Genomic DNA, 25,400 nt, shown 5'->3' with positions numbered 1-25,400 from the left:
TTTTCTTTTTCTTTTTTCCCTTCGGGAGATGTAAAGGCGGGGACGGACCAATGATCCGTCCCCGTTATAGTTCCAGGTGGTGGGTAAGCCATTTATTGATATAGAACAAAACATCTTTGCTGTTTAATTCATTATGCAATTCATGGTAGTCGCCCGGCCATTCCTTATAGGTAAGGAGGTTTTGCGGGGCTCTTTCCGCGAAAAGGCGGGAGCCTTCCACGGCGGTCAGCTCATCAGCGTTGCCGTGGATCAGTAAGGCGGGCACGTGCAGCTGTTTGGCATGCCGCAGGCACCACAGCCCGTTTTGGATCATATCATTGGCCAGGCGCAGGCTCATTTTTCCGTGCCGCAGCGGGTCCGCTCTGAACTTTTCCACCTCCCGCGTATCGTGGGAGATCCTGGTAATATCCAATCCCTGGCTGATGCGGAGGTTGGGCAGTACGGCGGCAGCTACCCGCAGGAATCCGCGGAGCAGCGCTCCCGGCCGCCTGGCCACGATGAGCGCCGGCGCGGAGAGGACGGCCGCTTCAATGGCCGGCTGCTTCCTCAGTAAAAAGCCAGCGAGCATCCCGCCTCCCATGCTATGGCCATACATCACTACCGGCTTGCCGTACTGCTCCTGCACATGCCGGAGGTAATCGCCCAGGTAGTCCATCGTAAACTGCAACCCTTTGCTGGCGCCACGGTCCCCATCACTGCGGCCGTGCCCGTAATGATCGATCCCCGTTACGGCAAAGCCCTTATCGGCAAAGTAGGCAGCCACGGCATCGTAGCGGCCTATATGCTCGCCGATGCCATGTACGATGATCATTACATGGCTGTATTGCCCGGGGATCCATTCAAGACCATGAAAGCGGGTGTGGCGGGTTGTCCAGTAGAATGCATTGCCTGTCATAGGATGATTTTTCTTTTGAGAGATAAGACTTCTGGCGTAAAACGAAGATAAAGAATATCTTTAAGCCCAAAATATGCAATACAACCAAACATGAGTAAAGAGAATACCGGCTCACCGGTGTATAGTATTCCGTTGCGCTACCGGAAGATGGAGAACCTGCACATTGTTTTCTGGCTGCTGAAAGATATCGGCTGGTGTATGGTCTGGAAGCCGCTGGGGATCGCGATGATCTTCCCTACTTTAATCATCTCCATCGTTATTGCCTGGCGCACCCGCCAATATATGGCGGAGCTGACGCACAACCTGGCCATCACCCTCTGGATCACGGCCAACTCCTACTGGATGATCAGCGAGTTTTTGCATTTCGATGAAAAGATTGTTTTTGGCACGGTGACCTGCAAGCACCTGGCGATGATCCCGTTTACGCTGGGCGTGCTGGTGCTGGCGTTTTATTACCTGTATTACCAGCCTACGCATAAGGAGGCGGACGAGGAGATAATTGAAAGTTAGGACCTAATATCTCCAGGTAATAACGTTTCGCAGGGCGGTAAAGCGCCTCCCTGGTCCTGAAAAGAATAATTGCGGGGTACGGCTGCTTTTCTTATTTTGCGTAAGGATAGCCGATGAATGCTGATGCCTGACTACCTACCAACTGAAACGCGCTTATTGGAGCGGCTTTCTGCAAACGATAGCCGCGCTTTTGAGGATATATACAATTACTACTTCCCGGAGGTGATCAATTTTTCCCTGAAGTATCTCGGGGACAGGCAGGCTGCGGAGGACATCACCATCGAAACATTTGTAAAGCTCTGGGACAGGCGTACCGCCATTGCCCCGGATTCCAACCTGCGGGGATTACTTTATACGATTGCCAGAAATGCCTGCCTTAACCATCTCCGCAATGAAGAACGCTTACTGCGCCGGCACCAGGAGCTGGCCAGGCTGGAAGAAGCAGCGGCAACGGCAGGAGATATTACCACTATCAGAACTGATATTTACCACCGGCTTTACCAGGAGATAGCGCTGCTGCCGGGTAAAATGCCGCAGATCATGCAACTGAGCCTGAAAGGCCTCCGGAATAACGAAATCGCTGATTTAACAGGCATCTCAGAAAAAACAGTGCGGAACCTTAAAACGGAAGCGATCAAACAGCTTCGCACCAAATTACTGAAGCAGGAGTTACTGTTTTTGCTTATTCTCCTTGCACGCTAAAAAAAGTAAAAATTTTTACGGGACAATTACCAACTGTCGGTGTTTATACGATAGAGCCAGATTTAAAATGCCGTCGATGCAGTTGCACAATGAAGATGTAGTCACATTAATTTTAAAATACCTGTCAGGTGAACTCACTGCTGAAGAACAGCAGCAGCTGGACCTATGGGCCAATGCCAGCGAGGCTAACCGCCTCCTGGTGGAGGAATTTAAGGATGAAGCGCGGATAAGGGAAGAGTTGTTGCGCATCCTCGACACCCGGGGCAGGCTCTGGGAAAAAATACAGGCGCAAACGTCCCTTCCGGCCAAACGTATCCGGACCACAAAGCATTTCTGGTATGCCGCCGCGATAGCCGGCATACTGATAACGTGCAGCATAGGGTATTACCGGTACCGGCAGGCAGCGCAGCCTTATATCTCTTCCCCCAACCCAAAAAAACTACTGACAGATATACCGGCGCCTGCCGGCACAAGAGCGTACTTCACGCTCAGCAACGGCAAACGGATTTATGTAGACAGTATCCAAACCGGAGCAGGCATCCATACAGGAAAAGCGGTGGCGCAGAAGCTGGGAGAGGATAACATCGTGTACCAGGGCAGCGCCACCACGCAGCCGGAACCAGCCACCATCACGGTCCCCAGGGGAAGCCGCCCTTTGCGCATCACCCTCCCGGACGGCTCCGGGCTGACCATCAACGTAGCTTCCACCGTTACTTTTATGGTCCCGTTTTCCAGCAAGGAAAGGCACGTCACCATCAGCGGAGAAGCCTTCTTTGATGTAGCACCATCCACCAGGCCATTTATTGTAAAAACAACCAAAGGACAGCAGATCGTTGTATTGGGAACTGCATTTAACATCAAATCATATGAAGATGAGGCCACAACAAAAGCAACCCTCGTAACAGGGAAAATTCAAATCAGCCAAAATTCAACAGGAACAATGAAAACGCTGACCGCCGGTCAGCAGGCCATCGCAACGGATAGTAAAGTCCAGGTGGAAGAAGACGCCGACCTGGACGCAGCCCTCGCCTGGAAACAACAACAGTTCCAGTTCAGAAACGAAGAGCTGAAATCCATCCTGCAGCAACTGGCCAGATGGTATGATGTGGATGTCATGTACGAAGGGACCATTCCACCACGGTTCTTTACCATCAGCATTTCACGCGACAAAAGCCTTGCCGCCATCCTTCACGTCATGGAGCTAAATGGGATACGCTTCAGACTGGAAGGGAAAAGGCTGACCGTACTACCATAATTATTCCTGCAAGCATGTACTGAAAAAATTACCGGAAGCCATGGGACGGCCTCCGGCAGGATCAGGCATGTACAAATTTCACCTCGTAAAACGGCTTCATGGGAAGAAGCCATTTATTGTCACGCCTAAAAACAAATGTATGAATTTCCTCCATTCCCCGGCGAAACGGGGATTCCACCAATGGACTTTCTTAAAGAAGCTATTGATCATGAAAACGACGATGTTATTCCTTTTATCTGTTTGCCTGCAACTATCGGCTAAAACAAACGGGCAAAGCGTAACCATCAGGGCGGAAAAGTCATCGCTCGAAAAGGTGCTGCGTGCTATCACCAAACAAACGGGCTATGAATTCTGGTTCGACAGCCGCCTGCTGGAACATGCCAACGAGGTGAATCTCACCATCAGCAACATGCCCGTAGAAAAGGCCCTCAGCCTGTGCTTCATCGGGCAACCGTTCGATTACAGCGTGGTCGACAAAACCATTATCATCAAAGAAAAAAAGCATAAACTGCCGCCAGAACTGGCCGTTGCCGACCTCCTCATCAAAGGCCGCATTACGGACGAGAACGGGCAACCATTGCCCGGCGCCACTGTGGCGCTGAAAGGCACCAATATTGGTACCGCTGCTGATGTACACGGGAACTTTACCCTCAACGTACCTCAAAAAGGCGGCACGCTGGTCATCACCTTTATGGGCTATGAACCAACGGAAATTCCAGTGACTCAGTCGGGCAAGATCGACATCACGCTCAAACCGGCGGATAAAAAAATCGACGAAGTAGTAGTGGTAGGTTATGGTACGCAAAAGAAAACCAACCTGACCAGCGCCGTCAATACCGTTAAAATGGAGGAACTGGCAGGAAACCGGCCAACCAGTACTGCAGGCGCGCTGCTGCAAAGCGTGGTACCCGGCCTGGAAGTAACGTCTACCACCGGCGAGCCGGGAGGCGGCTTCAGCTTCAACATCAGGGGCACTACCAGTATCAATGGCGGCGGACCGCTGATCCTGGTGGACAATATTCCTTTCAGCGCGCCTATGAATATGCTGAATCCTAACGATATTGAAACCGTGACGGTTTTGAAGGATGCCGGCGCTGCTGCCATCTATGGAGCCCGTGCCGCATTCGGGGTGATACTCATCACCACCAAAAAAGGCAGCAAGCATAATAAAGTGAGATTCGATTACAGTAATAATTTCACCTTCTCCACACCCAGTTCGATCCCTAAGAAAGCCAGTCCCCTGGCCACTGTACAGGCGTATAAGGACATGGGCTATGCCGCCTACTGGACCGGTCAGAATGTAGACAAATGGTTGCAGTTCCTCCAGGACTATAACGCCGATCCATCCAAATACCCTAACGGATATACGATGGATGCCGGCATCCGTTACCAGCTGGCGCCTACGGATGTGATCAAACAGCTGTTCGACAACGCGGGCGTGCAGCAAATGCACGACTTTGCCGTCAGCGGAGGCACTGAAAAAACGGCCTACCGCCTCTCCCTCGGCACGGTGAAAGAAGACGGGATCATGACCAGCAATGCAGACTCCTATCAACGCTATAACGTAAAATCCAACGTTAGCTCCGATGTTACCAATTGGCTCACCCTCCAGGGAGATGTGAGTTATTACACCTCCACCAAGTCGGACCCGAACAGCTCCTGGCTCTGGAATGTGGCCAGTAACAGCCCCTCCTACAGTCCTACAATTGACACCATGACCATCAACGGCGTGTTATATCCTACCGGCACGCCCAAAAATCTGCTGCTCAACAGTGTGCCATCCAAAGTAAGGTACGATGATATCCGGCTGATGGGCAAGGTTATCGCCCGGCCTGTGAAAGGACTGACTATTACCGGAGAATACCTGTTTGAAAACCTGCGCCAGACCAATACGAGCTATAACAAATCTTTCAATTATGCGGATATCAGCGAATTTGTGGTAAAAACCACCGTACCGGCCAACAATGCGGCGTTTTACAAGTTTAACCAAAATACGGACAGGCGTACGCTGAACGTGTACGCGAACTATGCGAAATCCTTCGGGAACCACCACTTCACGCTGATGGCCGGTTACAACCAGGATGATCTGTATATGGAAAACCTCTGGGCCAATAAGACGCAAATGATTTCCGCTGACCTGCCCTCCATTTCCACGGCAATCGGCATCCTGACGGCGGATGACAACTACGCCGAATGGAGTGTGCTGGGTTTTTTCGGCCGCTTCAACTACGACTATAAAGGCAAATACCTGCTGGAGATCAACGGCCGTACCGACGGTTCTTCCAAATTCCCGGCGAGCCACCGCTGGGGTTATTTCCCTTCCGGCTCCGCAGGATGGAGGGTTTCAGAGGAGCCATTCATGCAATCGGTGAAACCATGGCTCTCGGATCTGAAACTGCGTGTATCCATTGGCGCTGTAGGCAACCAGGATATTGATCCTTACCGCTTCCTCGATGCCATGGAGCCCAGCCTTACCAACTGGCTGAGTGGCGGCGCAAAGCCTACCACGCTTGGCACGCCGGGTCTTATCAGTCCGAACTTCACCTGGGAAACCGTGAAAACCATTAACTATGGTATCAACTTAGGCTTCCTGGACAACCGGATCAGCATGACGGCCGATTGGTACAGGCGCCAAACCCTCAACATGCTGACCAACGCCCTGCAACTGCCGGCAGTACTGGGCACCGGCGCGCCGCTGCAGAATGCCGCCAACCTGCAATCCCAGGGATATGAAATAGCATTGGAATGGCGGGATAAAGTTGGCGATTTCAACTACTATGTGTCTGCCAACCTGTACGACTTCAAATCAAAGATCACCAAGTTCGACAATAACAAAGCCGGCTCTCTCAACACGTATTACGTAGGAAAAGACATGACGGAAATATGGGGTTATACTACGGACCGCCTCTACCAGGAAACTGACTTCGAAAACGGCGTGATTAAAGCCGGCATTCCAAAGCAAATCAGGAACGGCAACTCCCTGGTGACGCCCAACCCGGGGGATGTACTGTACAGGGATTTTGACGGGGACGGTGTGATCACCAACGGGCTGAATACCGTTAGCTCGCCCGGCGATCTCTCTGTGATAGGCAATACCAGGCTCGCCATGCAATATGGCATCAACGGCGGCCTGGGGTATAAGAACTGGAATTTCAGCTTTGCCATTGCAGGCGTAGGTAAGCGCGACCTCTGGATCAGTAATAACCTGACCTTCCCTTACAATTACGAGTTTGGCACTATTTACGACAACCAGCTGGATTACTGGACGCCGACAAACACCAACGCTCACTTTGCGCGCATCTATGCGAAGGCGGCCGGCAACTCCGCTATCAACAAGCTGGTACAAACCAGGTACCTCACCAACGCCGCTTACCTGCGGGTTAAAAATCTGAGCTTAGCCTATTCCATTCCGGAAGCATTGTTAAAACGCATTTCCTTTACCCGGTTACAGGTGTTTTTCAGCGGCGAAAACCTGTTCACCTTCAGCAAAATGCCTAAAGGGCTGGACCCTACATCCACCGCCGATAAAGGCTATGGTATCAACTACCCGATCATGCGTATGTTCTCCTTCGGGGTCAACGCTTCTCTTTAATGAATTAAAATGCGTGCAATGAAAAAGAATATATTCCTTTTACTGGCGCTGTTTGCAGCCAGCAGCTGTAACAAAGATTATCTCAATAAACTGCCGTTGGACCAGTTAACGGAAGCAACGGCATTCAAAACTGCCGATAACTTCCGGACCTACCTCTGGGGCTGTTACGGCATCCTACCGGAATACGGCATCGATGCTCCTGCCGGAGAGCTCAACTCCGATAATATGGTGAATGGTTACAACGTGGCCAACAAATCCCCCTACGCTTTTCAGCTGAAGATAATACCTACCAATACTGCCGGCACTCAGTGGGATTTTACCTTCATCAGGAGGATCAACGTGATGCTGGATAACATTGACCAATCGGCCATGAGCCAAACGGACAAGGATCACTACCGCAGCGTGGGCTACTTTTTCCGCGCGTACCGTTACTATGATATGCTGGCCGCCTACGGCGATATCCCCTGGATTGAACATAAGGTAACCGATACCTCCGTAAGCGTGCTCTTTGGCCCCCGGACACCCCGCGACGAGGTGACCAAAAATATACTGGACAACCTGGTATGGGCAGAATCGCATATTAAAACAGACGGCGACGGCCCCAACACCATCAACGTACATGTGGTAAGGGCCCTGCTCTCCCGCTTTGGATTGTTTGAAGGCACCTGGCGTAAGTATCACCAGTTGCCACAGGCGGAGGTGTACCTGAATGCCTGTAAAACCTATTCTGAAAAACTGATCAGCTCCTTCCCTGCCGTAATGGGCAGTTACGATGATGTATTCAACTCGGAGGACCTCATCGGCAAGCCGGGCATCATCCTCGCCAGGCAATATATCACCGGGCAAACAGGCCATAATGCCACAAGGTTTGTCCGCACTTCCTCCTGGGGTACGGACCTCTCCAAAGACGCCGTAGAAAGCTATCTCTGCACGGATGGGCGCCCTGTAAGCACCACCACCACGGGCTACAGCGATTCTACCATGAACGCCGAATTCAGGAAAAGGGATCGCAGGCTTTACTTCACGGTACTGCCGCCATACAGGGTGATTGCCTCCGGCCAGGTCACTACGTACACCCGCACCAGTGTGCCTTCCGATTATGAGTTTATAGACTTTATGGCTACCCTTCCCGGCAACGATGCCACCCGGAAAAGGTTGCCCGTTACCAACTGGGCCGGTTATTATCTCTACAGGGCGCCGCATTTCCTGAATGATAAAACGCCCGGCGCGCAAGGCTTTATGAACACCGCTACCGGATATTATTACTACAAGCCTTACAACACTTTTACGGATGTAAGTACCACCGGCGTAGCCACTACGGACTTCCCTGTTTTCAGAATAGAAGAAGTAATGCTTAACTATGCGGAAGCAATGTGGGAGCTGGGCGCATTCAGCCAGGGCATTGCGGATATAACCATCAACAAGCTAAGGCCAAGAGCGGGATTGCCGGCAATGACCGTAGCTGCTATCGATGCGAACTTCGACGCCAAACGCGATCCGGACGTGAACCCGGTGTTATGGGAGATCAGGCGGGAACGCCGGGTTGAACTGATGGGTGATGGCTTCCGCTTCAATGACCTGAAGCGCTGGAAAAAAGGAATCTATTTTAATAAACAGCTGCTGGGCGCTAAAGTGAAAGTAAGCGACTATGGCGCAGGTACGCCAATTACGCTCAACAGCAGCGGGTCCGTTGTTTATTACCCTGTACCTGTTGGCTGGCTGGATAAATACTATAATGAGCCAGTACCGCTGGAAGAGATGCAGTTGAATCAGAACCTGGTACAGACGACCGGGTGGAGTAATTGATCCTGCAAAAAAAGGACGCCACTAATCGTGGCGTCCTTTCTATCCGGCCTACACCGCATCGGACAAAGAAGTAAAAGTAAAGTCACGTATCTTCATCGGCGGAATCATCGCCTCCGTATTACTTTCCCCGCTGATCGTCCTTTCCGAAATACCCAACTCCTCCAGGTTGTTAAGCATAATGATCGGACTCTCATTAAACCGGAAATTCTTTACCGGGTATTTGATCTCGCCGTTTTCAATATAAAAAGTTCCGTCCCGGGTAAGGCCGGTGTACAGCAACGTTTGCGGGTCCACCTCGCGGATGTACCACAGGCGGGTCACCAGGATGCCTTTTTCGGTTTCCTTCACCATTTCATCCAGCGTTTTGGTACCGCCCAGCATGATCGCGCCATCCGGCCCGGGGATGGCCCTGGCTTTCTGTTTTTCCGCCCAATACCTGGAATAATACACGTTTTTAATCACGCCTTTTTCTATCCAGGTCGTTTTTTCCATGGGCCGGCCATCGCTGCTGTAGGGCGAGGTAGGCAGTTCAGGATTCCAGGGGTCGGAGTAAATCGTCACCCGGTCGTCCACCAGCTTCTCGCCTACTTTGGTTTTGCCTCCCGGCTTGCTGAGGAAACTGCGGCCTTCATCCGCACTGCGTGCGTCCATGTTAAAGAACATATTTTCCAGCAGTACAATACCGGCAGCCGGTTCCAGGATCACGGTGTATTTACCGGGTTCCAGGGCTTTGGCCCCTTTGGAGCCCAGGGCCTTCTTGGCGGCGATGGTCGTACCTGCGCCGGTATCCAGCTTTTTGACATCGTTGACGCCCCTGGAAATGTAACCGGAGCCGGTACCGTCTTCCGTACGCAGGGTAGCGGTAAAACGTACATTCGTGCTCGTATGGTAGGCAAATAATCCTTTGGAGTTCATCATGGCGCTGAAGGCGGCGGTATTTTCCAGGAAGCCGGCCGCTACGAGGCCGTTTTTGCGGGCCACATCCAGGGAGGCGGCTACCATATCCGCGCGCTTTTTAGGATCAACAGCGGCCGTATCCTCCACGTAGGCAGGGGTTTCAGGGCCATACTGCTGCGGCTCCAGAAAAGGCATGAATTCAGGGTTCTCCGGGGCCAGCCTTGCCAGCTCCTCGGAACGCCTGACCACCTTTTCCAGGGAGGCATCGTCAAACTCGTTGATGGTGGCCACACCGAGGCGTTTGCCAAAGGCCGATGATACTACCAGCTGACTCAGGCTATTACCGCCGCTGGTAGATACTGCATTGCGGGCATAGCGCACATTACCGCTATTGCTGCCGTATATGTTTACTTCGCATTGATCAGCTTTTGAAAAAGCAAGTACTTTTTTCAGTAACTGTTGCGCATCTTCTTTAGTAAGGATAGGCATAGTTAAATTTTTCTTGCTGTGTTAATAACGTTTACTCCATTAAAACGGGCGGTGGAAGAGCCGTGGCTGACGGCGCTTACCTGCTCCGGCTGGCCCTTTCCGTCGAAGAAGGAACCGCCGAGGCGGTAGTCCCGCTCATCGGCAATGGCCTTGCAGGAATTCCAGAACTCCTGCGTATTGCTCTGGTAGGCTACGTCCTTGAGCATGCCGGTAATCTGCCCGTTCTTAATTTCATAAAATAACTGACCGCCAAACTGGAAGTTGTAGCGTTGCTGATCAATGGAGAAAGAACCATCTCCTACGATGTAAATGCCGCGTTCCACGTTTTTGATAATGTCCTGCGGCGACATCCGTTGTTTGCCCGGCTGCAGGCTTACATTTGGCATGCGCTGGAACTGCACGTCGCTCCAGCTCTGCGAGTAGCAGCAACCCTGCGAATGATCCAGCCCGATCACGTGCGCCTGATCGCGGATGGCCTGGTAGTTCACCAGTATGCCGTTTTTGATGAGGTCCCATTCCTGGGTAGGCACGCCTTCATCGTCGTACCCCACTGCGCCGAGGGAGCCGGGTTGTTTTTTATCTGCTTTGATGTTGACGATAGGACTGCCAAAATTGAATTTCTTCGATTCCCATTTATCCAGCGTCAGGAAGCTGGTGCCGGCAAAGTTGGCTTCGTAACCCAGCACCCTGTCCAGCTCCGTCGGATGCCCTACGGATTCGTGGATGGTGAGCCAGAGGTGGGAAGGATCCAGTACCAGGTCGTACTTGCCCGGCTCCACGGATTTGGCCTTCATCTTCTGACCAAGCTGGGCTGCGCCCTGGCGGGCATCTTCCAGCATGTCATAACGGTTACGGTACAACGTAGTTATACCATGAATTTTTTCTGCTTCGTTGGGCATGAGGTATTCATATCCCATACCGCGGGGAGCGCTGAGCGCGGAGCGGCGTTCGAACTTACCGGTGGCGCTGTCGATCTTCGTGATGTCGAACGTAGGCCAGATGCGGTGAATGTCCTGGTCGATGTAGGAACCGTCGGAGCTGGCAAAATACTTCTGCTCATTGACTAAAAACAGGTATGAGCCGATGTAGTTGGCGCCGCCTTTCAGCGCAGCATCGTTGACGGAAAGCAGCAGGTCCGCTTTTTCCTTAATGGGCACCTCGAAGGCATTGCGCTGGATGGGAGCTTTCCAGCTCACCTCTCCTACTCCTTTCTGCGGGGCCAGTTCTACCGGGGTGGTGATCAGGCGGGAATTTTCTTTGGCAATAGCTACAGCCAGGGCGGCGGTGCGGGCAATGTTATCCCGGCTCAAATCATCGGTACTGGCAAAGCCCCAGCAGCCGTTGGCCAATACGCGGATGCCGATACCGTAAGATTCCGTGTTGACTACATTCTGCACTTTGTCTTCCCGGGTGATAACAAACTGATTGAGGTAACGGCCAATGCGTACGTCCGTATAGGTGGCGCCTTTACTCCTGGCGGCTTCCAGCGCAATGTCGGCCAGCTCTTTCTTCCTGGCCACATCTACTGTATGCCACGGCGTTTCAAGGGGGATCGCTTTACCAAGAACGGGGATCTGTGCCAAGATCCCCGCTCCGATCCCCATGCCGGTGAGATGTAGAAAATCTCTTCTTTTCATGGGTAACGTTTTATGTGAATGACGAAGTATGAACTACGGAAATGCTACACGGCATCCGACAGGGAGGTAAAGGTAAAGTCGCGCACCTTGATGGGCGGGATCATAAAACTCCTGTAGGACTCGATACTCACGCTGCGTTCTGTTTTTCCCAGCGCTTCCACGTTGTTGAGCATAATCACCGGGCTTTCGTTAAAACGCAGATTTTTTACCGGGTATTTGATTTCACCGTTTTCGATATAGAAAGTTCCGTCGCGGGTAAGGCCTGTCAGCAGCAGGGTTTGCGCGTCTACCAGGCGGATGTACCAGAGGCGGGAAACGAGGATGCCTTTTTCTGTGGATTTGATCAGCTCCTCCAGGGAGGCCGTGCCTCCTTCCATGATGATGTTGGAAGGCATCGGTACCGGCTGTACGCCTTTTTTCTGCGCCCAGTAGGGCGAGTAAGCGAGGTTTTTCACCACGCCTTTATCAATCCAGGTAGTTTTTTCCAGCGGCAGCCCGTCGCGGTTCCAGGTGGGGCCCGGCAGTTCCGGGTGGAAAGGATCGGAATAGATGGTCACTTTTTCATCCATCAGCTGCTCCCCGATGCGGTTGCCTCCGCCGGGTTTACTCATGAAGCTGCGGCCTTCATCCGCATTCCGTGCATCCAGCCCGCGGAACATATTTTCCAGCATATACGTAGCGGCAATAGGCTCCAGGATCACGGTATATTTCCCCGGCTCTATGGCCTTGGCATCCGCGCTGCTGTTGGCTTTCATGGCAGCGATGCGGGTAGCCTCATGGGTATCCAGCTTGCGGAAATCGTTGAATCCCCTGCCGGCAAAGCCTGAACCGGTACCGGCGCTGTTGCGCGTGGTGATGGTAAACACCACGTTGGTATCCGTGTCATAGGCAAACAGCCCTTTGGAATTCATGATCGCATTAAAGCCGGTGGTATTTTCAATGAAGCCCGCCGCTTCCAGCTTCGCTTCTTTTGCTACATTAATACTTTTCGCCACGGCTTCGGCGCGGTCGTCCGGTGTCATGTTGGCCGTAGCTTCCACGTAGCCCGGAGCGTCCTTAAACTCCGCAGGGCCGCGCAACGGCATGTACTCCGGGTTTTCCGGCGCCAGCTTCGCCAGCTCTTCGGAGCGGGCTACTACGCGTTTGAGCGCATCGTCCGTGAACTCGTTGATGGTGGCAGTGCCGGAGCGTTTGCCGAAACTGGATGTTACGCTGAGGGTAAGGGTGCTGATATCGCCGGCAGTGCTGATGGCATTGCGGGCGTAGCGGATGTTGCCGCCTTCGGTGCCGCGCAGGCTCACCTCACATTCATCGGCCTTGGAGAAAGACAGTACTTTCTGCAGGAGGGCTTTTGTTGCTTCTTTATGTAGAATTGCCATTGTTGTCGTTTAGATTTTGCGAGCAGTATTAATCACATTCACGCCGTTAAAGCGGGTAGTGGAGCTACCGTGGGAAACGGCGTTTGACTGGCCGGGCTGACCTTTACCATCGTTAAAGGCGCCGCCCAGGCGGTAATCGCTTTTATCGGCGATGGCTGTGCAGCTGTTCCAGAACTCCCGGGTGTTGGCCTGGTAGGCCACATCCTTGAGCATACCGGTGATCTGGCCGTTCTTTATTTCGTAGAACGTTTGCCCGCCGAACTGGAAGTTGTAGCGCTGCTGATCGATACTGAAGGAACCATCCCCGATGATATAGATACCTTTTTCCACGTTCCGGATCATATCATCTACGCTCAGCGGCGTTTTGCCGGGCTGCAGGGACACGTTCGGCATACGCTGGAACTGCACGTCCGCCCAGCTTTGGGCGTAGCAGCAGCCCTGGGAGCGATTGAGGCCGATGATATGCGCCTGATCGCGGATGGCCTGGTAGTTGACGAGGATGCCGTCTTTAATCAGGTCCCATTGCCCGCATTTCACGCCTTCATCATCGTAGCCAACGGCGCCAAGGGAGCCGGGTTGCAGCTTATCCGCCACCACGTTCACGATCTTGCTGCCGAAGTTGAAGTTGCCGGATTTCCATTTGTCCAGCGTGAGGAAGCTGGTGCCTGCGTAGTTGGCTTCGTAGCCCAGCACGCGGTCCAGCTCCGTAGGGTGCGCCACGGATTCGTGAATGGTAAGCCAGAGGTGCGAAGGATCGAGGATCAGGTCATACTTACCCGGTTGCACGGAAGTCGCTTTCAGCTTCTGTTCCACGTCGCGGGTAGCGTTCTGCACATCTTCCAGCATATCATAGCGGCCGCGGTAGCGGGTCACGATGCCGCCAACCTTATCTTCCGGGCGTGCGTTGAGGTATTCGTAGCCCATGCCTACCGGGGAGCTGAGGGATTTGCGGGTTTCAAACTTCCCGCTGCCCCTGTCTATTTTCGTAACGGTAAATGTCGGGAAGAGGCGGTGTATATCCTGGTCGATATACGAACCATCGGTAGACGCAAAGTACTTCTGTTCGTTGATGGCCATGATGGCGGAGTTCACGAAGTTCGCGCCGCCTTTCAGCGCCGCATCGTTGACGGACAGCAGGAGGTCCACCTTATCTTTTACCGGAACTGTAAAGGTGTTGATTTCAATGGGCGTTTTCCAGCTTACCTCGCCATAGCCTTCCTGGGGCGCGAGCCTTACGGGTTCGGCCTTTACGCGGCTGTTGGCTTTGGCAACGGCCACGGCGCGTTCGGCGGTTTTGGCCACCTCCTCGCGGGTTACGTTGTTGGTAGCGGCAAAGCCCCAGCAGCCGTTGGCAATCACGCGGATGCCTACCCCAAAGGATTCCGTGTTGGCGATGTTCTGCACGCGGGTTTCGCGGGTCATCACCATCTGGTTCAGGTAGCGGCCGATGCGCACGTCGGCGTAGGTGGCTCCTTTGGCTTTGGCGGCGTTCAGGGCCACATCTGCCAGTTCTTTCTTGATCTTAACGTCGATCCCATCATTCAGAAACCGGGATGGATCAACAGGAGTGCCGAATGTGAACTTCGGCAGAACGAGGGCGCCCAGTCCCATAGCAGAGAGCTGGATAAAGTCTTTACGTTTCAAGAGCAGTTCTGTTGATTTGGTTAGATTTAGATTTGTTGGTCGACAGGCTTGTACATAAGGCACACGGCACGCCCGGGTGCTTTTTTCTCATAACTACAAAACCATGCTATTCTTATCGGAAGCCTAAGCTAATTTTTTTTTCGTTTAATTTATAACCGCTGGTCACAATTTCTTTTCGATCCACAAAAAAATACAGGCCGCCAGCAATGGCAGTATCCAGTACCACACCAACCGCTCTTCCCCTTGCTGCCGGCTGGTTTGAGGCATGTCCGCCGGCGCGGCGGGCCTTAATTCCGCCCATTCCCCGGGCCCGAATACATAGGCATGAAAAGTTTCCGTACCCCAGCGGAGGGTATGCCAGCCGCTGTCCGCCGGCCACCAGTTGGCGGTATAATGATCGTCTGCCAGGGCATCCTGCGCCAGGGGCAGGCGTACGGTACCAGCCACCAGGAAGCTGTCTGGCAGGTTTCCGGTATTTTTTAGGGAGAGATTTACGGCATCATGGGTAGTGGCAAAGTCAGGGCTCCATTGGATGCTCCGCATTGTGCCGGCGTTACCAGCGGCCGCGCTAAGTACCGTTGCCCAGTAACGTCCGTATTGGGTAGTGTCGCCCATCAGCTTCCAGGCAAACGTATTGCTATTGCCCAGCTGCAGCTGCCGGCCCATTCCCTGCCGGGTAATCGTTACCGCAGGCTTGCCGGTACTGTCTTTCAGCAACACTTCCACCCCGCTGCCTGCCGGCAGGGTATGCGCACTGTCCGCCAGGTAGGCCAGGCCTTTATCGTTATTCCGGATGGCCGCCAGCAGGCAGCTTTTTTCCGTAGCGGTGAGCGCGCCGGGGTCCGCCAGTACTACATCAAACTTTTCCAGCAATTGCGGCGTAACGGTATGCAGGGGCAGCGGGTCCATATTATTAAACCTTGTGGCGTACTGCGTGCCGGCAATGCGGCTGCGCATGGCTACCGGCATGCCCCGTGCCGCCAACCAGTCCGCCAGGAAGCGGTTTTCAAAGCCCGGGCTGCCCGCTATAAACAATACGGCTATACGTTTTTCCGGCATCACCTCTACCGGTACCGGATATACGACGGTATCGCCGCCGCGCACAGCCAGCAGCTGCAGCACGCCTGTCCCCAGGAAGGGCGGCTGGGTTTGCAGGGCAACGGTCGTATCCTGGCGGGCAGGTATAGCCTGGCTATCCAGGCGGAGGCCGGCATAAGTAAGGTACAAGCGTATAGTCGTGCCCGTTGTATTGTGATACCGCCCCTTAACCTGTAACGGCGCCAGGTACGGCAACGTCTTCTCCCAGTATGCACTTACAAACCCCGGCGCCGGCTTTAGCCGGCCTGTATCACTTTTATTGCCGGGAGATGGCGGCGTCGCTTTTTGGCGGTGAATGCCTAAGGCTACCAGGCTGGCCACTGCTACAGCCGTGGCCAGCAGCCGCGCTAACAGGCGGCGCTTATCCGCACGCCGGTACTCCTGCCAGAGCAGGAAGGCCAGCAAGATGGCGCCGGCCGCCACAACGAGGTAGGTCCATTGCTGTATCATCGGCTACCGGCTTTTTTAAGGTTTTTGAAATAGGCCTCTTCCAGTTTCCCGTGCGGGCGTACGCCGGGCTGCGGGAGGCTTCTGGGCGCCAGCAGGTGGAACAATCCCTGCCGGGCAGTGGTATAGTCCCCCGCGGCCGCTGTCCCCTGCGTAATCCGGTGCAACGCCTCCATAGCGCCCAGGTATTTGCCGGGTTCGCGTGCGGCAGCCGTGGTCAGCTTCCCGAGGGCGCTGCGCATAAGCGCTGCGGCATTGGCATCTGCCGGAGGCGCCCCCCTATGATTATCCAATAAGGACAAAGCCGCCCTTATCGCCGCATCGGGATCGTTGTAATCAAACGCCTGCTTCATGATGGCGGGGTTGATCTTATCCTGCTCCCCGCTGAGGCGCTTCTCCGGCTTCAGGGGCGTGGTTTTGGTACCCGTTTTGGCCACAAAGGCACGGGACTTTTGTTGCAGGTCCTTCAGGAGGCGCAATGCCTTATACTCGTACGGCAAGGCTTCCTGCGGCTTGTACAATCGCAGTTGCAGCTCCGCCTTCCACATTTCCGTTAAAGTAGCTTTCAGTTGTTTTTTGATTTCAGGATCAAAGAAGGTGGCGTCTTCCGCGTTGTCGTGCTTATGGGCAAACTGGTCCATGATCTGCTGCGCATCGCCGAAGGCCGTTTTATCGGGGGGCTCATGGCCATGGTCATCGCCGTGATCATCATGGTCATGCCCTGCTTCGTGGCTGTCGCTGCCATAGGTTTCCGACTCCTCTCCCAAAAATTTGCCGTAGCGCAGCCGCAGCAGCTTTTGATCCGTACCCAGCTCGTTGCTGCGACTGTTGAACTTCGCCACGCCGAGGCTGTCCTTATCCCGGATCAGCGCCTCCGTTTCGATGATGATCTGGCGCTGGCTGCGGAAGTACTCCGGCTTGATGTTGAGGGCCGTGGCCATCCCGTCCATGCTGAACAGCGCCGCCGTATCCGGCAGGGTTACGATGAATACATCGGAAAGCGTTTGCTGGTTGCGACTATCGGTAACGGCTATATGCAAATATATTTCATCCCCGGGCTTCATGCCGAGGCTGGCCAGGTTGAGCGATTTGGTGGCGGTTATGGCCGCAGGGCGGCCTGCCAGCGACTGGTCAAAGTTGAACTGCGCTTCGCGGAACTTTACGCCTTCCCCGCTGCCGCTGGCGATGGTGGCGGCGATGCGGGCATTTTTGATGGCATAGTCGTCCGTCAGGCTGGCCTGTATGCGCACCAGCGGCGGGCGGCCAAAATCGATACTGGTATTCGGCTGCGGACTGCTCACCTTTACCAGCGGCGGATGGTCCGGGATCACCTGCAACTGGTAATAGCCGGAGAGCAGCGTATCCAGCTGCACCTGGTAGAATCCCGGATGGAGGATATGCTTTGCCCCTGTCCAGGACGCGCTGTCAGCCGAGGGCTGCAGCCGCAGCACCGTGCTGTCGCTAAACAGGAGGCTTACGCTGCGGGCGGGCGTTTTGGCGTCAATCCGCCACTGCACCTCGGCACTGTCTTCCACCAGGAGGTTGAAGTTGTGCTGGCTTCGTACGTGCTTCCCCGTATAAGCCGGCGGTGTAACGGTAATGGTTGTACGTTTTACGCCGGGTATGGGCTTTTCCGCCTGCGGCTTCACGGTCGCTTTTTCAGGGCGGGCGATGGTTTCCCTGGAGTAGATGATGTAACTGAGCCCGCCGGCCAGCAGCCACATCACGAGGCTGTTCCAGACGGGTTTATAAAAAGAGAGGGGCGGATTCAGGAGGGCCAGCCTCGCGGAAATCTTTTGTACCTGTAGGGATTCCAGCAGGTTCAGCTCCGCGGAGTCCTTCAGAAACAAGCCGGCACTGTCTTCCAGCTCGGGGAACTGTTGGTTCAGCCAGGTAGCCATTTCTGATTTATCCGGCAGCCGGCGCAGGAAATTGACGAGGAACACCAGCAGGTAAGCTATGCCGGCCAAAGCGCCCGGCTTGCCCCAGAGGGCGCAGCCGGTTAAGGCAACGGCCATCGCCTGTATAACGATGGCGGCTATACGCAGGATGATCCAGCGTTTGCGCCAGGCCGTTAATATGTCATATCCCCGCTTTACCATAGTCATGTGTTTTAGGTGTTTTTAAAGCGAGGTATCTCTCCACTGCAAACAGCAGGAAAAGGATCATCCAGCAAAGTGTTTGCAGGTCGGTCGTATCGTTGGGGAGGTTACGGCGCTGCGGTGCTGCGGTGCGCTGGCGGTCATTGCGCTTTGCGCCGGAGTGCCCTGGCGCCGGTGTGCCCGCCGCTGCGCCGTTGGCAGCCAGCAGCTGCTGCGCATCCACCGCCCGCATATCATGTATGCCCGCAGGCGGCACGGGCAGCAGCGTTTTCAGCAGTAGTAACGGAAACAGGCCGTCATCCGGCAGGCTGCACCAGGCAGTATTGATGTGCGTGTACAGCGTATATACGTTACCATTATAAGTAACGATTGGATGATGGTAGCTATCGTAGAGCGCCACGCTATCTCCTGTGGCAGCGGGTATGTACTTTAAAATATTCACTGTAGCTGCATTGGCATTCGTTGGCAATGCCTTGCCGACAGCGTATTTCAGCAGTTTGCCGTGCGCGGGCGCCGGCGCTTCCGCATCGGACAGCCAGCAGATCCAATCGTACTGTTCGCCGGCAGGTTTCGTTGTTGCGATCGTCATTTTTCGCCCGGTGTATTGTTGAACGGTTTGCAGGGCGTAGATGAGCGCGGCCGCATCCTGCTTATACTGATCCGTGTACACGCAGATGCGCAGCGGTTCCCCGCCTGCGGCAGGCGTAGCCTGCCGGGTATAGTAAGTGCCGGATGCAGAGGAGCGCCCCGTCAGCACCATTTCCTCCCCGCTGGCCAGCGGGTACGTATAGGCCTGCCAGTTATGCAGGGTATCTGCGCTGGTATATACTTTCCAATGGAGGTTGAGCCGCAGTGCAGGGCGGCGGCCGTAGAAGCGGCGCTGCTGGTTGCCGCTGTAGACGTACAGCGGGAAGTCGGGCGGCAGCTGTGCTTCCAGCGTTTTGAGCAGTTGCCAGTAGGCCGTGGTGGTGGTATCTCCCGTGGGTAGGTGCTTGACCTGAATGCGCGTAAAGGCGGCATCGAAGCGGCGGAGCTGGCAGCCGGATGCCAGGAGCGAATCAATTTCGGTTTGGAAATGCGGGTAGGCTCCGTCTTCCAAAATAATCCAGCCCCGGTGTTCCCGGGCGATGTTGCGTTGCCATACGGGTTTGGCCAGCAGTACGGCCAGCAGGAGGATGAGCAGGCAGCGGAGCAGTAGCAGCAGCCAGTCGGCAATACGCAGGCTTCGTGCATGCCTCACCGTGGCCGTTTTCAACAGCTGGATGCTGCCCACTTTCAGGATTTTACCCGGCTTGCGGTTCCACAGGTGTATCAGCAACGGCACAATGGCGGCGGCGCTCAGAAACATCCATATGGGTTGAAGCAGTTGCAGCAAGTTATCGGCGGATTTTATGGTAATGACGGAGGAAGTCGCGCAGCGCCATATCCATAGGCGCCTGCAAATCCAGCATCCGGTAATGAATATTCTTTTCCAGCAGGCGGCGGCTGATTTGGCCGGTAAACGCCTGCCATGCCTGCGCATAGCGGGCCGTATCCACACTGCCATCCAGTGGCAGCACCTCTCCTGTTTCCAGGTCTTCCACGGCCTGGTAGCCGGCAAAGCGGGCGGACTGCTCCTGTTGCCCTGCCAGGTGGAAGGCGATCACCTCGTGCCCCATGGCGGCAAAGGCATCCAGCAGCCGCATTATTTCGAGGTGGCGTTCATAGAAGTCGGTGATAAACACGATCAATCTTCGTTTATGCGGCCCCGTAGTAAAGGCGCTGATATTGGCGTCCTCCGGCAGCCGGCCTCCGGCGCGGAGCTGCTCCAACTGGTAATAGAAGCGGGCCATGTGCCGGGCTTCGCGGCGGGCCGCCAGCGTAGTGATTTGGCCCTCGCTGACGGCGGCGAGGCCAGTAGCGTCCCCCTGCAGGTGCGAGAGGTAGCCGAGGGAAGCCGCCAGGTAGCGGGCGTAGTCAATTTTGGAGATGCCATCTTCCGTATGCAGCATGGAATTGCTTGCATCAAGGATCAGCTGTATGTCAATACTGGTTTCGATTTCAGACTGGCGCACGTAGTACCGGTCGGACCGCGCGTACATCTTCCAGTCGAGCCACCGCAGGTCATCGCTGGGCTGATAGCTGCGGTACTGGCTGAATTCCAGCCCTACCCCCTTCATCCTGCTGGCATGCATACCCGTCAGGAATCCGTCCACCACTGTTCTGGCAGCCAGTTGCAGGTCCCTGATGACAAGGATGGTAGCGGGTGAAAGGAGTGTGCTCATGGTATCAGGCGATGCTGGTAGCGGTTCTGGTAATATTTTTCAGTAAGAGGTTGGTCACGTCATCGGGCTGGACGCCTTCGGCCTCCGCTTTAAAGCTCATCAGCACGCGGTGGCGCAGCACGGGCAGGGCCATGGTGCGGATGTCGTCCATGTTGACGGCGAAGCGGCCATGGAGCAGCGCATAGGCTTTGGCCGTAAGGATCAGGGCCTGGCCGGCGCGGGGTCCGGCGCCCCAGCGTACCAGCTCTCTGACTGGTTCCACGGTGGTGGTGAGCGGGCGGGTAGCGCGTACGAGCCGGCTCACATAGCCTATCAGTTCCGCATCGATGGCCACTTCCCGGACGAGCTGTTGCAGCTGGATAATTTCAGCGGCGTTCAGCACCGGTTGTATATTGGCTTTAGCGGTACCGGTGGTGCCGGCAAGGATGGCCGTTTCCTCCTGTTCCCCCGGATAGCCGATGCGGATATAGAGCAGGAAGCGGTCCAGCTGCGCTTCCGGCAGCGGGTAGGTGCCGGATTGCTCGATGGGGTTTTGCGTGGCGAGAATAAAGAAGGGCCTGTCCAGCGGATAGGTTTGCCCGGCGTAGGTCACTTCAAATTCCTGCATGGCTTCCAGCAGGGCGGACTGCGTTTTGGGCGGCGTGCGGTTGATCTCATCTGCCAGGATGATGTTGGCGAAGAGCGGGCCTTTATTGAATTTAAAGAAGCGCTTGCCGGTGGCATGATCTTCTTCCAGCACTTCCGTACCAATGATATCGGTGGGCATGAGGTCCGGCGTGAACTGTATGCGGCGGAAAGGCAGGTCCAGCGCCTGCGCCAGCGTGCGTACCAGCAGGGTTTTGGCGAGCCCGGGCACCCCTTCCAGCAAGCAGTGGCCGCCGGCGAGCATGGCCACCAGCACTTCGTCCAGCACGGTTTCCTGTCCGACTATCACCTTCTTTATTTCCTGGCGGAGTACAGGCAGCTTTTGCAGCAGTTGTTGCAACATATTCTCATTAAGCATCATACCATCGTTTAGCGAAGAAAATGGTTGTGTGTAGGTACTAATGTAGTAACAATAGGTTTAAATTAATAACCGGTCATCAAGAAAATGAACCGTTATCCCGTGGCGATAATTTTTTTCTGCCACAAAAATTGCATTTTGTATTATTACGCAGCTTAATGTTCATATGGAGGGAAATACATTCACATTTGTAAGGTTACGGTATAAATCGGGCGACTGGGATACGGACCAGCGCATGCCCTCCAATATCCTCAACTCCCTGATTGAATATACGACCATCCCCGTGGCCATGCAGGAAAAAGTGATTGACCTGGGCAGCCCGGAATTGTTTCAATACCCCTTCTGCTACCTGAGCGGCCATAAGCTCGTGCAGTTCGACAAGCAGGAGGCGGCCAACTTTAAGCAGTACGTGCAGAACGGCGGGTTTGTGTTTGTGGATGATTGCAACCATGATATTGACGGGCTGTTTGCCCGCTCGTTTGAAAAGCAGATGGCGAGCTTGTTCGGGCCGGCGGCCTTGCAGAAAATACCGAATAGCCACGCGATATACCGCAGTTTCTTCACCTTTGAAAGCGGGCCTCCCAATACTTCCTTTGAGCTAAACGGCTGGGGCGACGACCTGATACATGAATACCTGAAAGCCATTACGGTAAACGGCCGGATCGGGGTGTTGTACAGTAATAAGGATTACGGGTGCGAGTGGGATTATGATTTCAGGAATAAGCGCTTTTTAGCGGAGGATAATACGAAGTTCGGTGTGAATATTATCGTGTATGCGTTGCAGTGAGGCGGATGGTTTCTCGCAAAGGGGCGTAAGGGAGCAAAGGATTTTTTATAAACAATTAACGGGCCGGTGGCCCGTTAATTGTTTTAATATTTAGGCCAGGCTTATTTTTATTTTACGCCAAACTTATAGATGGTTGTTTGGGTATAGGTTTCACCTGGTTTCAGGATTACGTTCGGGAAGGATGGCTCGTTCGGAGAGTTTGGAAAGTGCTGCGCTTCCAGGCAGAGGGCTGCATGTTGCGGGTACTTCCTGCCCTGGGCGGTGTATTGTAAGGCGCCGTCCAGGAAGTTGCCGGAATAGAACTGGATACCCGGTTCGGTGGTAGCCACTTCCATATACCTGCCGGAAGCAGGATCGTAAAGGGTAGCGATTGTTTCCAGCTCGCCCGCCTTCTTATCCAGTACCCAGTTATGATCGAAGCCGCCTTTCACTGCCGCGATATCTTTTCCTACTTTTTTAGGCGCCGTGAAGTCCATCGGCGTGCCTTTCACATCCGCCAGTTTGCCGGTGGGGATCAGCTTATCATTCACCGGGGTGAATTTGGATGCCTTGAGGGACAGCACATGGTTCAGGATGGTGCTGTCTTTCCCGGCGGAGAGGTTAAAATAAGCGTGATTGGTAAGGTTTACCGGGGTAGGCTTATCGGTAGTAGCCTTATAATCGATGCGGAGCGCATTATCCGGCGTCAGGGTGTACACCACGGTAGCGGTGAGGTTGCCCGGGTAGCCTTCTTCCCCGTCCTTGCTGTTATAGGTCAGCTGTAAAGCGCTGTCCCCCTGCTGGACGCCGGTCCACACCACTTTATCGAATCCCTTGAGGCCACCGTGCAGCGTGTTGCCGTGGTCGTTAGCCGCGAGGGTGTACTCCTTCCCGTCGAGGGTAAATTTCGCGTTGGCGATGCGGTTGGCATAGCGGCCGATCAGCGCCCCGAAGTAAGGCTGGCCTTTTTGCTGGTAGCCTGCCAGGGAATCGTATGACAGTACTACGTTGCCGGGAGTGCCCTGCTTATCCGGTGTGATGATATCCGTAACCGTACCACCATAATTGAGAATTTTTACTTCCATGCCATTGGCATTGCGGAGGGTGTATTGCAAAACCTCCTGCCCGTCGGATGTGCCAAATGGACGTGCCTGTTGTGTTAATGCCATAGTATCTTGTTTAGCTTTTTCTTCCTTGCTGCCGGATGTATTGTTATTACAGGCCGCCAGTACGGTACCTGCCACGAAAAGGGTGCATAAGGGTTTGTAAGTCAGTTTCATAACGTATTTTCTGGTTAATAAGTGTAAGAATAACAATTTCTAAATATCGTGATTAATGTTTGAAATGCAAACAGCACTGTCGTGATCCGGCTGTTAAACAGTTGTTATGCAGGCCCGGCCGGGGCAGTATGGCGGCGCAGGGCTAAATTTTCTCCCCCCAAAAAAATTATTTACCTTTGTCAACGCTAAAAATAGTGCATGTTATTTAACTCATCCATATCGGATATTGTTTTGTAAGCAACCTGGCCGCTCTGTCCAGGTTGTTCCTCGCCTGCTCCCGGTAATCCTGCGGAGCATATTTCCTATTCAATAATAGTTTTCAAACGGTAAACACCTGGCATTGCCATGCGCAATACCATTGCGGCTATGCGCCAGGTCCGCCTTTTAATTACAAAACAATGATCCAATTAAATAACTACGGTTGGAATGAACCGTTACAGCAACTTAAACAAGCATCTTCCTTCCATACATTGCCACACGGCCGCGTATCCGTTGTACACCGGACCCGTTATGACGTTATTGCCGCCGAAGGGCTGGTGCAATGCGAACTGTCCGGCAACCTGTTGTATAGCAAAGCGGATATGGAACTTCCCTGCACGGGCGACTGGGTGATTTTCCAGCCGTTTGACGAGGATAAAGGGATTATCCTGGACATACTGCCCCGCGAACGTGCGCTGTACCGCAAAAAGAACGGCACGGTGGCGGACAGGCAGGCCATTGCGTCGTACGTGGACAAAGCCTTTATTGTGCAAAGCCTGGACGACAATTTTAACATCCGCCGGGCGGAACGCTTTATGGTCCAGATCCTGGAAGCGCGGATCCAGCCAGTGCTGGTACTCAATAAGGCCGACCTGGAATTTGACCGGGAGGGCATCCTGGCGTCGATTACGCACCTTTCCCGGCAGATGCCCGTGTTCTTTACGAGCATCCACCAGCCGGCCACCCTGCAGCCTTTGAAGGAATATATCGGCGCGGGGGAAACGGTGGTATTTGTGGGCTCCTCCGGCGTGGGCAAAAGCTCCCTGGTAAACGCCCTTTGTGAACATTCGGTATTGCTGACTTCCGCCATCAGCCAATCCACCGGAAAGGGAAAACATACCTCTACCCGCCGGGAAATGGTATTGATGAAAAACGGCGGTATCCTTATCGACACGCCGGGCGTGCGGGAATTTGGCCTGGCCCTGGACCAGCCGGATTCGCTGGCGGAGGCGCTGGAAATCTCCGATTACGCCGATGGCTGCCGGTTCAGGGATTGCCAGCATATCAACGAGGCCGGCTGCGCGGTGATTGCCGCCGTTCAGGAAGGCCGGCTGGACCGCCGTGTATATGAGAGTTATTTGAAACTGCGGCGGGAAGCATGGCATTTTTCCGCATCGGAACATGAGAAGCGCAAATGGGAGCGGTCATTTTCGAAGTTGGTGGAGGAAGCGAAACGGCGGAAAGGGTATTGAGGAAATGGAGCTTTCGTTTGTTATGCAAATGTTATACAAGCAGTGAAACATTTCAGGAAGGTAATTTTATTTTGATTTTAAATTAATATTGTTCCGGGGAAGATAATTCTCCGGAACCCTTTCTGCTGCACAAACATTATTCACTTTAACGCAATCAGACCATGCTCCTCAAAACCAGGCTGT

The 25,400-nt window shown here is 54.1% G+C and carries 18 protein-coding genes; 7 read left to right on the top strand and 11 right to left on the bottom strand.

The annotated features are described in order from the left end of the window. Positions 1-64: 64 nt before the first annotated feature. Positions 65-895, bottom strand: a complete 831-nt coding sequence (locus BOC67_RS00220) for an alpha/beta hydrolase (RefSeq protein WP_291906090.1) — start codon at positions 893-895, stop codon at positions 65-67. A gap of 90 nt (positions 896-985) precedes the next feature. Here BOC67_RS00220 and BOC67_RS00215 point away from each other — a divergent pair, with 90 nt between their 5' ends. The 5 genes from BOC67_RS00215 (at position 986) to BOC67_RS00195 (ending at position 8,760) form a co-directional block, all read left to right on the top strand. Further along, the gene (locus BOC67_RS00215) at positions 986-1,405 is read left to right on the top strand and encodes a hypothetical protein (protein WP_291906089.1); all 420 of its coding nucleotides are present in this window, start codon (positions 986-988) and stop codon (positions 1,403-1,405) included. Between the two features lie 123 nt (positions 1,406-1,528). Further along, positions 1,529-2,107: a sigma-70 family RNA polymerase sigma factor gene (locus tag BOC67_RS00210; protein ID WP_291906087.1), complete on the top strand. Its 579-nt coding sequence runs from the start codon at positions 1,529-1,531 to the stop codon at positions 2,105-2,107. A 76-nt stretch (positions 2,108-2,183) separates the two neighbouring features. Further along, entirely contained in the window at positions 2,184-3,362 is a 1,179-nt protein-coding gene (locus BOC67_RS00205) for a FecR family protein (RefSeq protein ID WP_291906086.1), read from the top strand. 139 nt (positions 3,363-3,501) lie between these two features. Then, positions 3,502-6,954: a TonB-dependent receptor gene (locus BOC67_RS00200; protein WP_291906084.1), complete on the top strand. Its 3,453-nt coding sequence runs from the start codon at positions 3,502-3,504 to the stop codon at positions 6,952-6,954. A gap of 18 nt (positions 6,955-6,972) precedes the next feature. Continuing rightward, positions 6,973-8,760 (top strand): RagB/SusD family nutrient uptake outer membrane protein, encoded by a 1,788-nt coding sequence (locus BOC67_RS00195; RefSeq protein WP_291906082.1) that lies wholly within the window; start codon positions 6,973-6,975, stop codon positions 8,758-8,760. Between the two features lie 48 nt (positions 8,761-8,808). Here BOC67_RS00195 and BOC67_RS00190 read toward each other — a convergent pair whose 3' ends face one another. The 9 genes from BOC67_RS00190 to BOC67_RS00150 all read right to left on the bottom strand — a co-directional run bounded on the left by BOC67_RS00190 (position 8,809) and on the right by BOC67_RS00150 (position 21,723). Continuing rightward, entirely contained in the window at positions 8,809-10,146 is a 1,338-nt protein-coding gene (locus tag BOC67_RS00190; protein ID WP_291906080.1) for a TldD/PmbA family protein, read from the bottom strand. A gap of 2 nt (positions 10,147-10,148) precedes the next feature. Next, the gene (locus tag BOC67_RS00185; RefSeq protein ID WP_291906079.1) at positions 10,149-11,783 is read right to left on the bottom strand and encodes a TldD/PmbA family protein; all 1,635 of its coding nucleotides are present in this window, start codon (positions 11,781-11,783) and stop codon (positions 10,149-10,151) included. Between the two features lie 44 nt (positions 11,784-11,827). Then, positions 11,828-13,162: a TldD/PmbA family protein gene (locus BOC67_RS00180; RefSeq protein ID WP_291906077.1), complete on the bottom strand. Its 1,335-nt coding sequence runs from the start codon at positions 13,160-13,162 to the stop codon at positions 11,828-11,830. Positions 13,163-13,171: 9 nt separating this feature from the next. After that, entirely contained in the window at positions 13,172-14,806 is a 1,635-nt protein-coding gene (locus tag BOC67_RS00175) for a TldD/PmbA family protein (RefSeq protein ID WP_291906075.1), read from the bottom strand. A 162-nt stretch (positions 14,807-14,968) separates the two neighbouring features. Beyond that, a complete protein-coding gene (locus BOC67_RS00170; protein ID WP_291906073.1) occupies positions 14,969-16,354 on the bottom strand; it encodes a hypothetical protein in 1,386 nt (461 codons plus the stop codon). Continuing rightward, the gene (locus BOC67_RS00165) at positions 16,351-18,453 is read right to left on the bottom strand and encodes a DUF4175 family protein (RefSeq protein WP_291906071.1); all 2,103 of its coding nucleotides are present in this window, start codon (positions 18,451-18,453) and stop codon (positions 16,351-16,353) included. The genes BOC67_RS00170 and BOC67_RS00165 overlap by 4 nt, the downstream gene beginning before the upstream one ends. Beyond that, entirely contained in the window at positions 18,434-19,828 is a 1,395-nt protein-coding gene (locus BOC67_RS00160; RefSeq protein ID WP_291906069.1) for a BatA domain-containing protein, read from the bottom strand. Before BOC67_RS00160 ends, BOC67_RS00165 begins: the two co-directional genes overlap by 20 nt. 1 nt (position 19,829) lies before the next feature. Continuing rightward, positions 19,830-20,717, bottom strand: coding sequence for a DUF58 domain-containing protein (locus tag BOC67_RS00155; protein WP_291906067.1), 888 nt, complete (start codon positions 20,715-20,717; stop codon positions 19,830-19,832). Between the two features lie 4 nt (positions 20,718-20,721). Then, entirely contained in the window at positions 20,722-21,723 is a 1,002-nt protein-coding gene (locus BOC67_RS00150) for a MoxR family ATPase (RefSeq protein ID WP_291906065.1), read from the bottom strand. A gap of 163 nt (positions 21,724-21,886) precedes the next feature. Here BOC67_RS00150 and BOC67_RS00145 point away from each other — a divergent pair, with 163 nt between their 5' ends. Beyond that, a complete protein-coding gene (locus BOC67_RS00145) occupies positions 21,887-22,507 on the top strand; it encodes a DUF4159 domain-containing protein (protein ID WP_291906063.1) in 621 nt (206 codons plus the stop codon). A gap of 107 nt (positions 22,508-22,614) precedes the next feature. Here the strand turns inward: BOC67_RS00145 and BOC67_RS00140 are convergent, their stop codons facing one another. Beyond that, a complete protein-coding gene (locus BOC67_RS00140) occupies positions 22,615-23,766 on the bottom strand; it encodes an aldose epimerase family protein (protein ID WP_291906062.1) in 1,152 nt (383 codons plus the stop codon). A gap of 398 nt (positions 23,767-24,164) precedes the next feature. On the opposite strand from BOC67_RS00140, the gene rsgA reads away from it, so the two are divergent. Next, entirely contained in the window at positions 24,165-25,217 is a 1,053-nt protein-coding gene (rsgA, locus tag BOC67_RS00135) for a ribosome small subunit-dependent GTPase A (RefSeq protein WP_291906060.1), read from the top strand. Positions 25,218-25,400 lie beyond the last annotated feature (183 nt).

This window comes from Chitinophaga sp. CB10, assembly GCA_001870995.2.
Taxonomy (GTDB): Bacteria; Bacteroidota; Bacteroidia; order Chitinophagales; family Chitinophagaceae; genus Chitinophaga.
The sequence above is the reverse complement of the archived record's forward strand: the minus strand, read 5'-3'. Positions and strand labels throughout refer to the sequence as shown.

Bases quoted from the DNA above. Each gene is read 5' to 3' on its own strand.
- BOC67_RS00220 (WP_291906090.1), bottom strand. From the start codon at position 895: ATGACAGGCAATGCATTCTACTGGACAACCCGCCACACCCGCTTTCAT.
- BOC67_RS00215 (WP_291906089.1), top strand. From the start codon at position 986: ATGAGTAAAGAGAATACCGGCTCACCGGTGTATAGTATTCCGTTGCGC.
- BOC67_RS00210 (WP_291906087.1), top strand. From the start codon at position 1,529: ATGCCTGACTACCTACCAACTGAAACGCGCTTATTGGAGCGGCTTTCT.
- BOC67_RS00205 (WP_291906086.1), top strand. From the start codon at position 2,184: ATGCAGTTGCACAATGAAGATGTAGTCACATTAATTTTAAAATACCTG.
- BOC67_RS00200 (WP_291906084.1), top strand. From the start codon at position 3,502: ATGAATTTCCTCCATTCCCCGGCGAAACGGGGATTCCACCAATGGACT.
- BOC67_RS00195 (WP_291906082.1), top strand. From the start codon at position 6,973: ATGAAAAAGAATATATTCCTTTTACTGGCGCTGTTTGCAGCCAGCAGC.
- BOC67_RS00190 (WP_291906080.1), bottom strand. From the start codon at position 10,146: ATGCCTATCCTTACTAAAGAAGATGCGCAACAGTTACTGAAAAAAGTA.
- BOC67_RS00185 (WP_291906079.1), bottom strand. From the start codon at position 11,783: ATGAAAAGAAGAGATTTTCTACATCTCACCGGCATGGGGATCGGAGCG.
- BOC67_RS00180 (WP_291906077.1), bottom strand. From the start codon at position 13,162: ATGGCAATTCTACATAAAGAAGCAACAAAAGCCCTCCTGCAGAAAGTA.
- BOC67_RS00170 (WP_291906073.1), bottom strand. From the start codon at position 16,354: ATGATACAGCAATGGACCTACCTCGTTGTGGCGGCCGGCGCCATCTTG.
- BOC67_RS00165 (WP_291906071.1), bottom strand. From the start codon at position 18,453: ATGGTAAAGCGGGGATATGACATATTAACGGCCTGGCGCAAACGCTGG.
- BOC67_RS00155 (WP_291906067.1), bottom strand. From the start codon at position 20,717: ATGAGCACACTCCTTTCACCCGCTACCATCCTTGTCATCAGGGACCTG.
- BOC67_RS00150 (WP_291906065.1), bottom strand. From the start codon at position 21,723: ATGATGCTTAATGAGAATATGTTGCAACAACTGCTGCAAAAGCTGCCT.
- BOC67_RS00145 (WP_291906063.1), top strand. From the start codon at position 21,887: ATGGAGGGAAATACATTCACATTTGTAAGGTTACGGTATAAATCGGGC.
- BOC67_RS00140 (WP_291906062.1), bottom strand. From the start codon at position 23,766: ATGAAACTGACTTACAAACCCTTATGCACCCTTTTCGTGGCAGGTACC.
- rsgA (WP_291906060.1), top strand. From the start codon at position 24,165: ATGATCCAATTAAATAACTACGGTTGGAATGAACCGTTACAGCAACTT.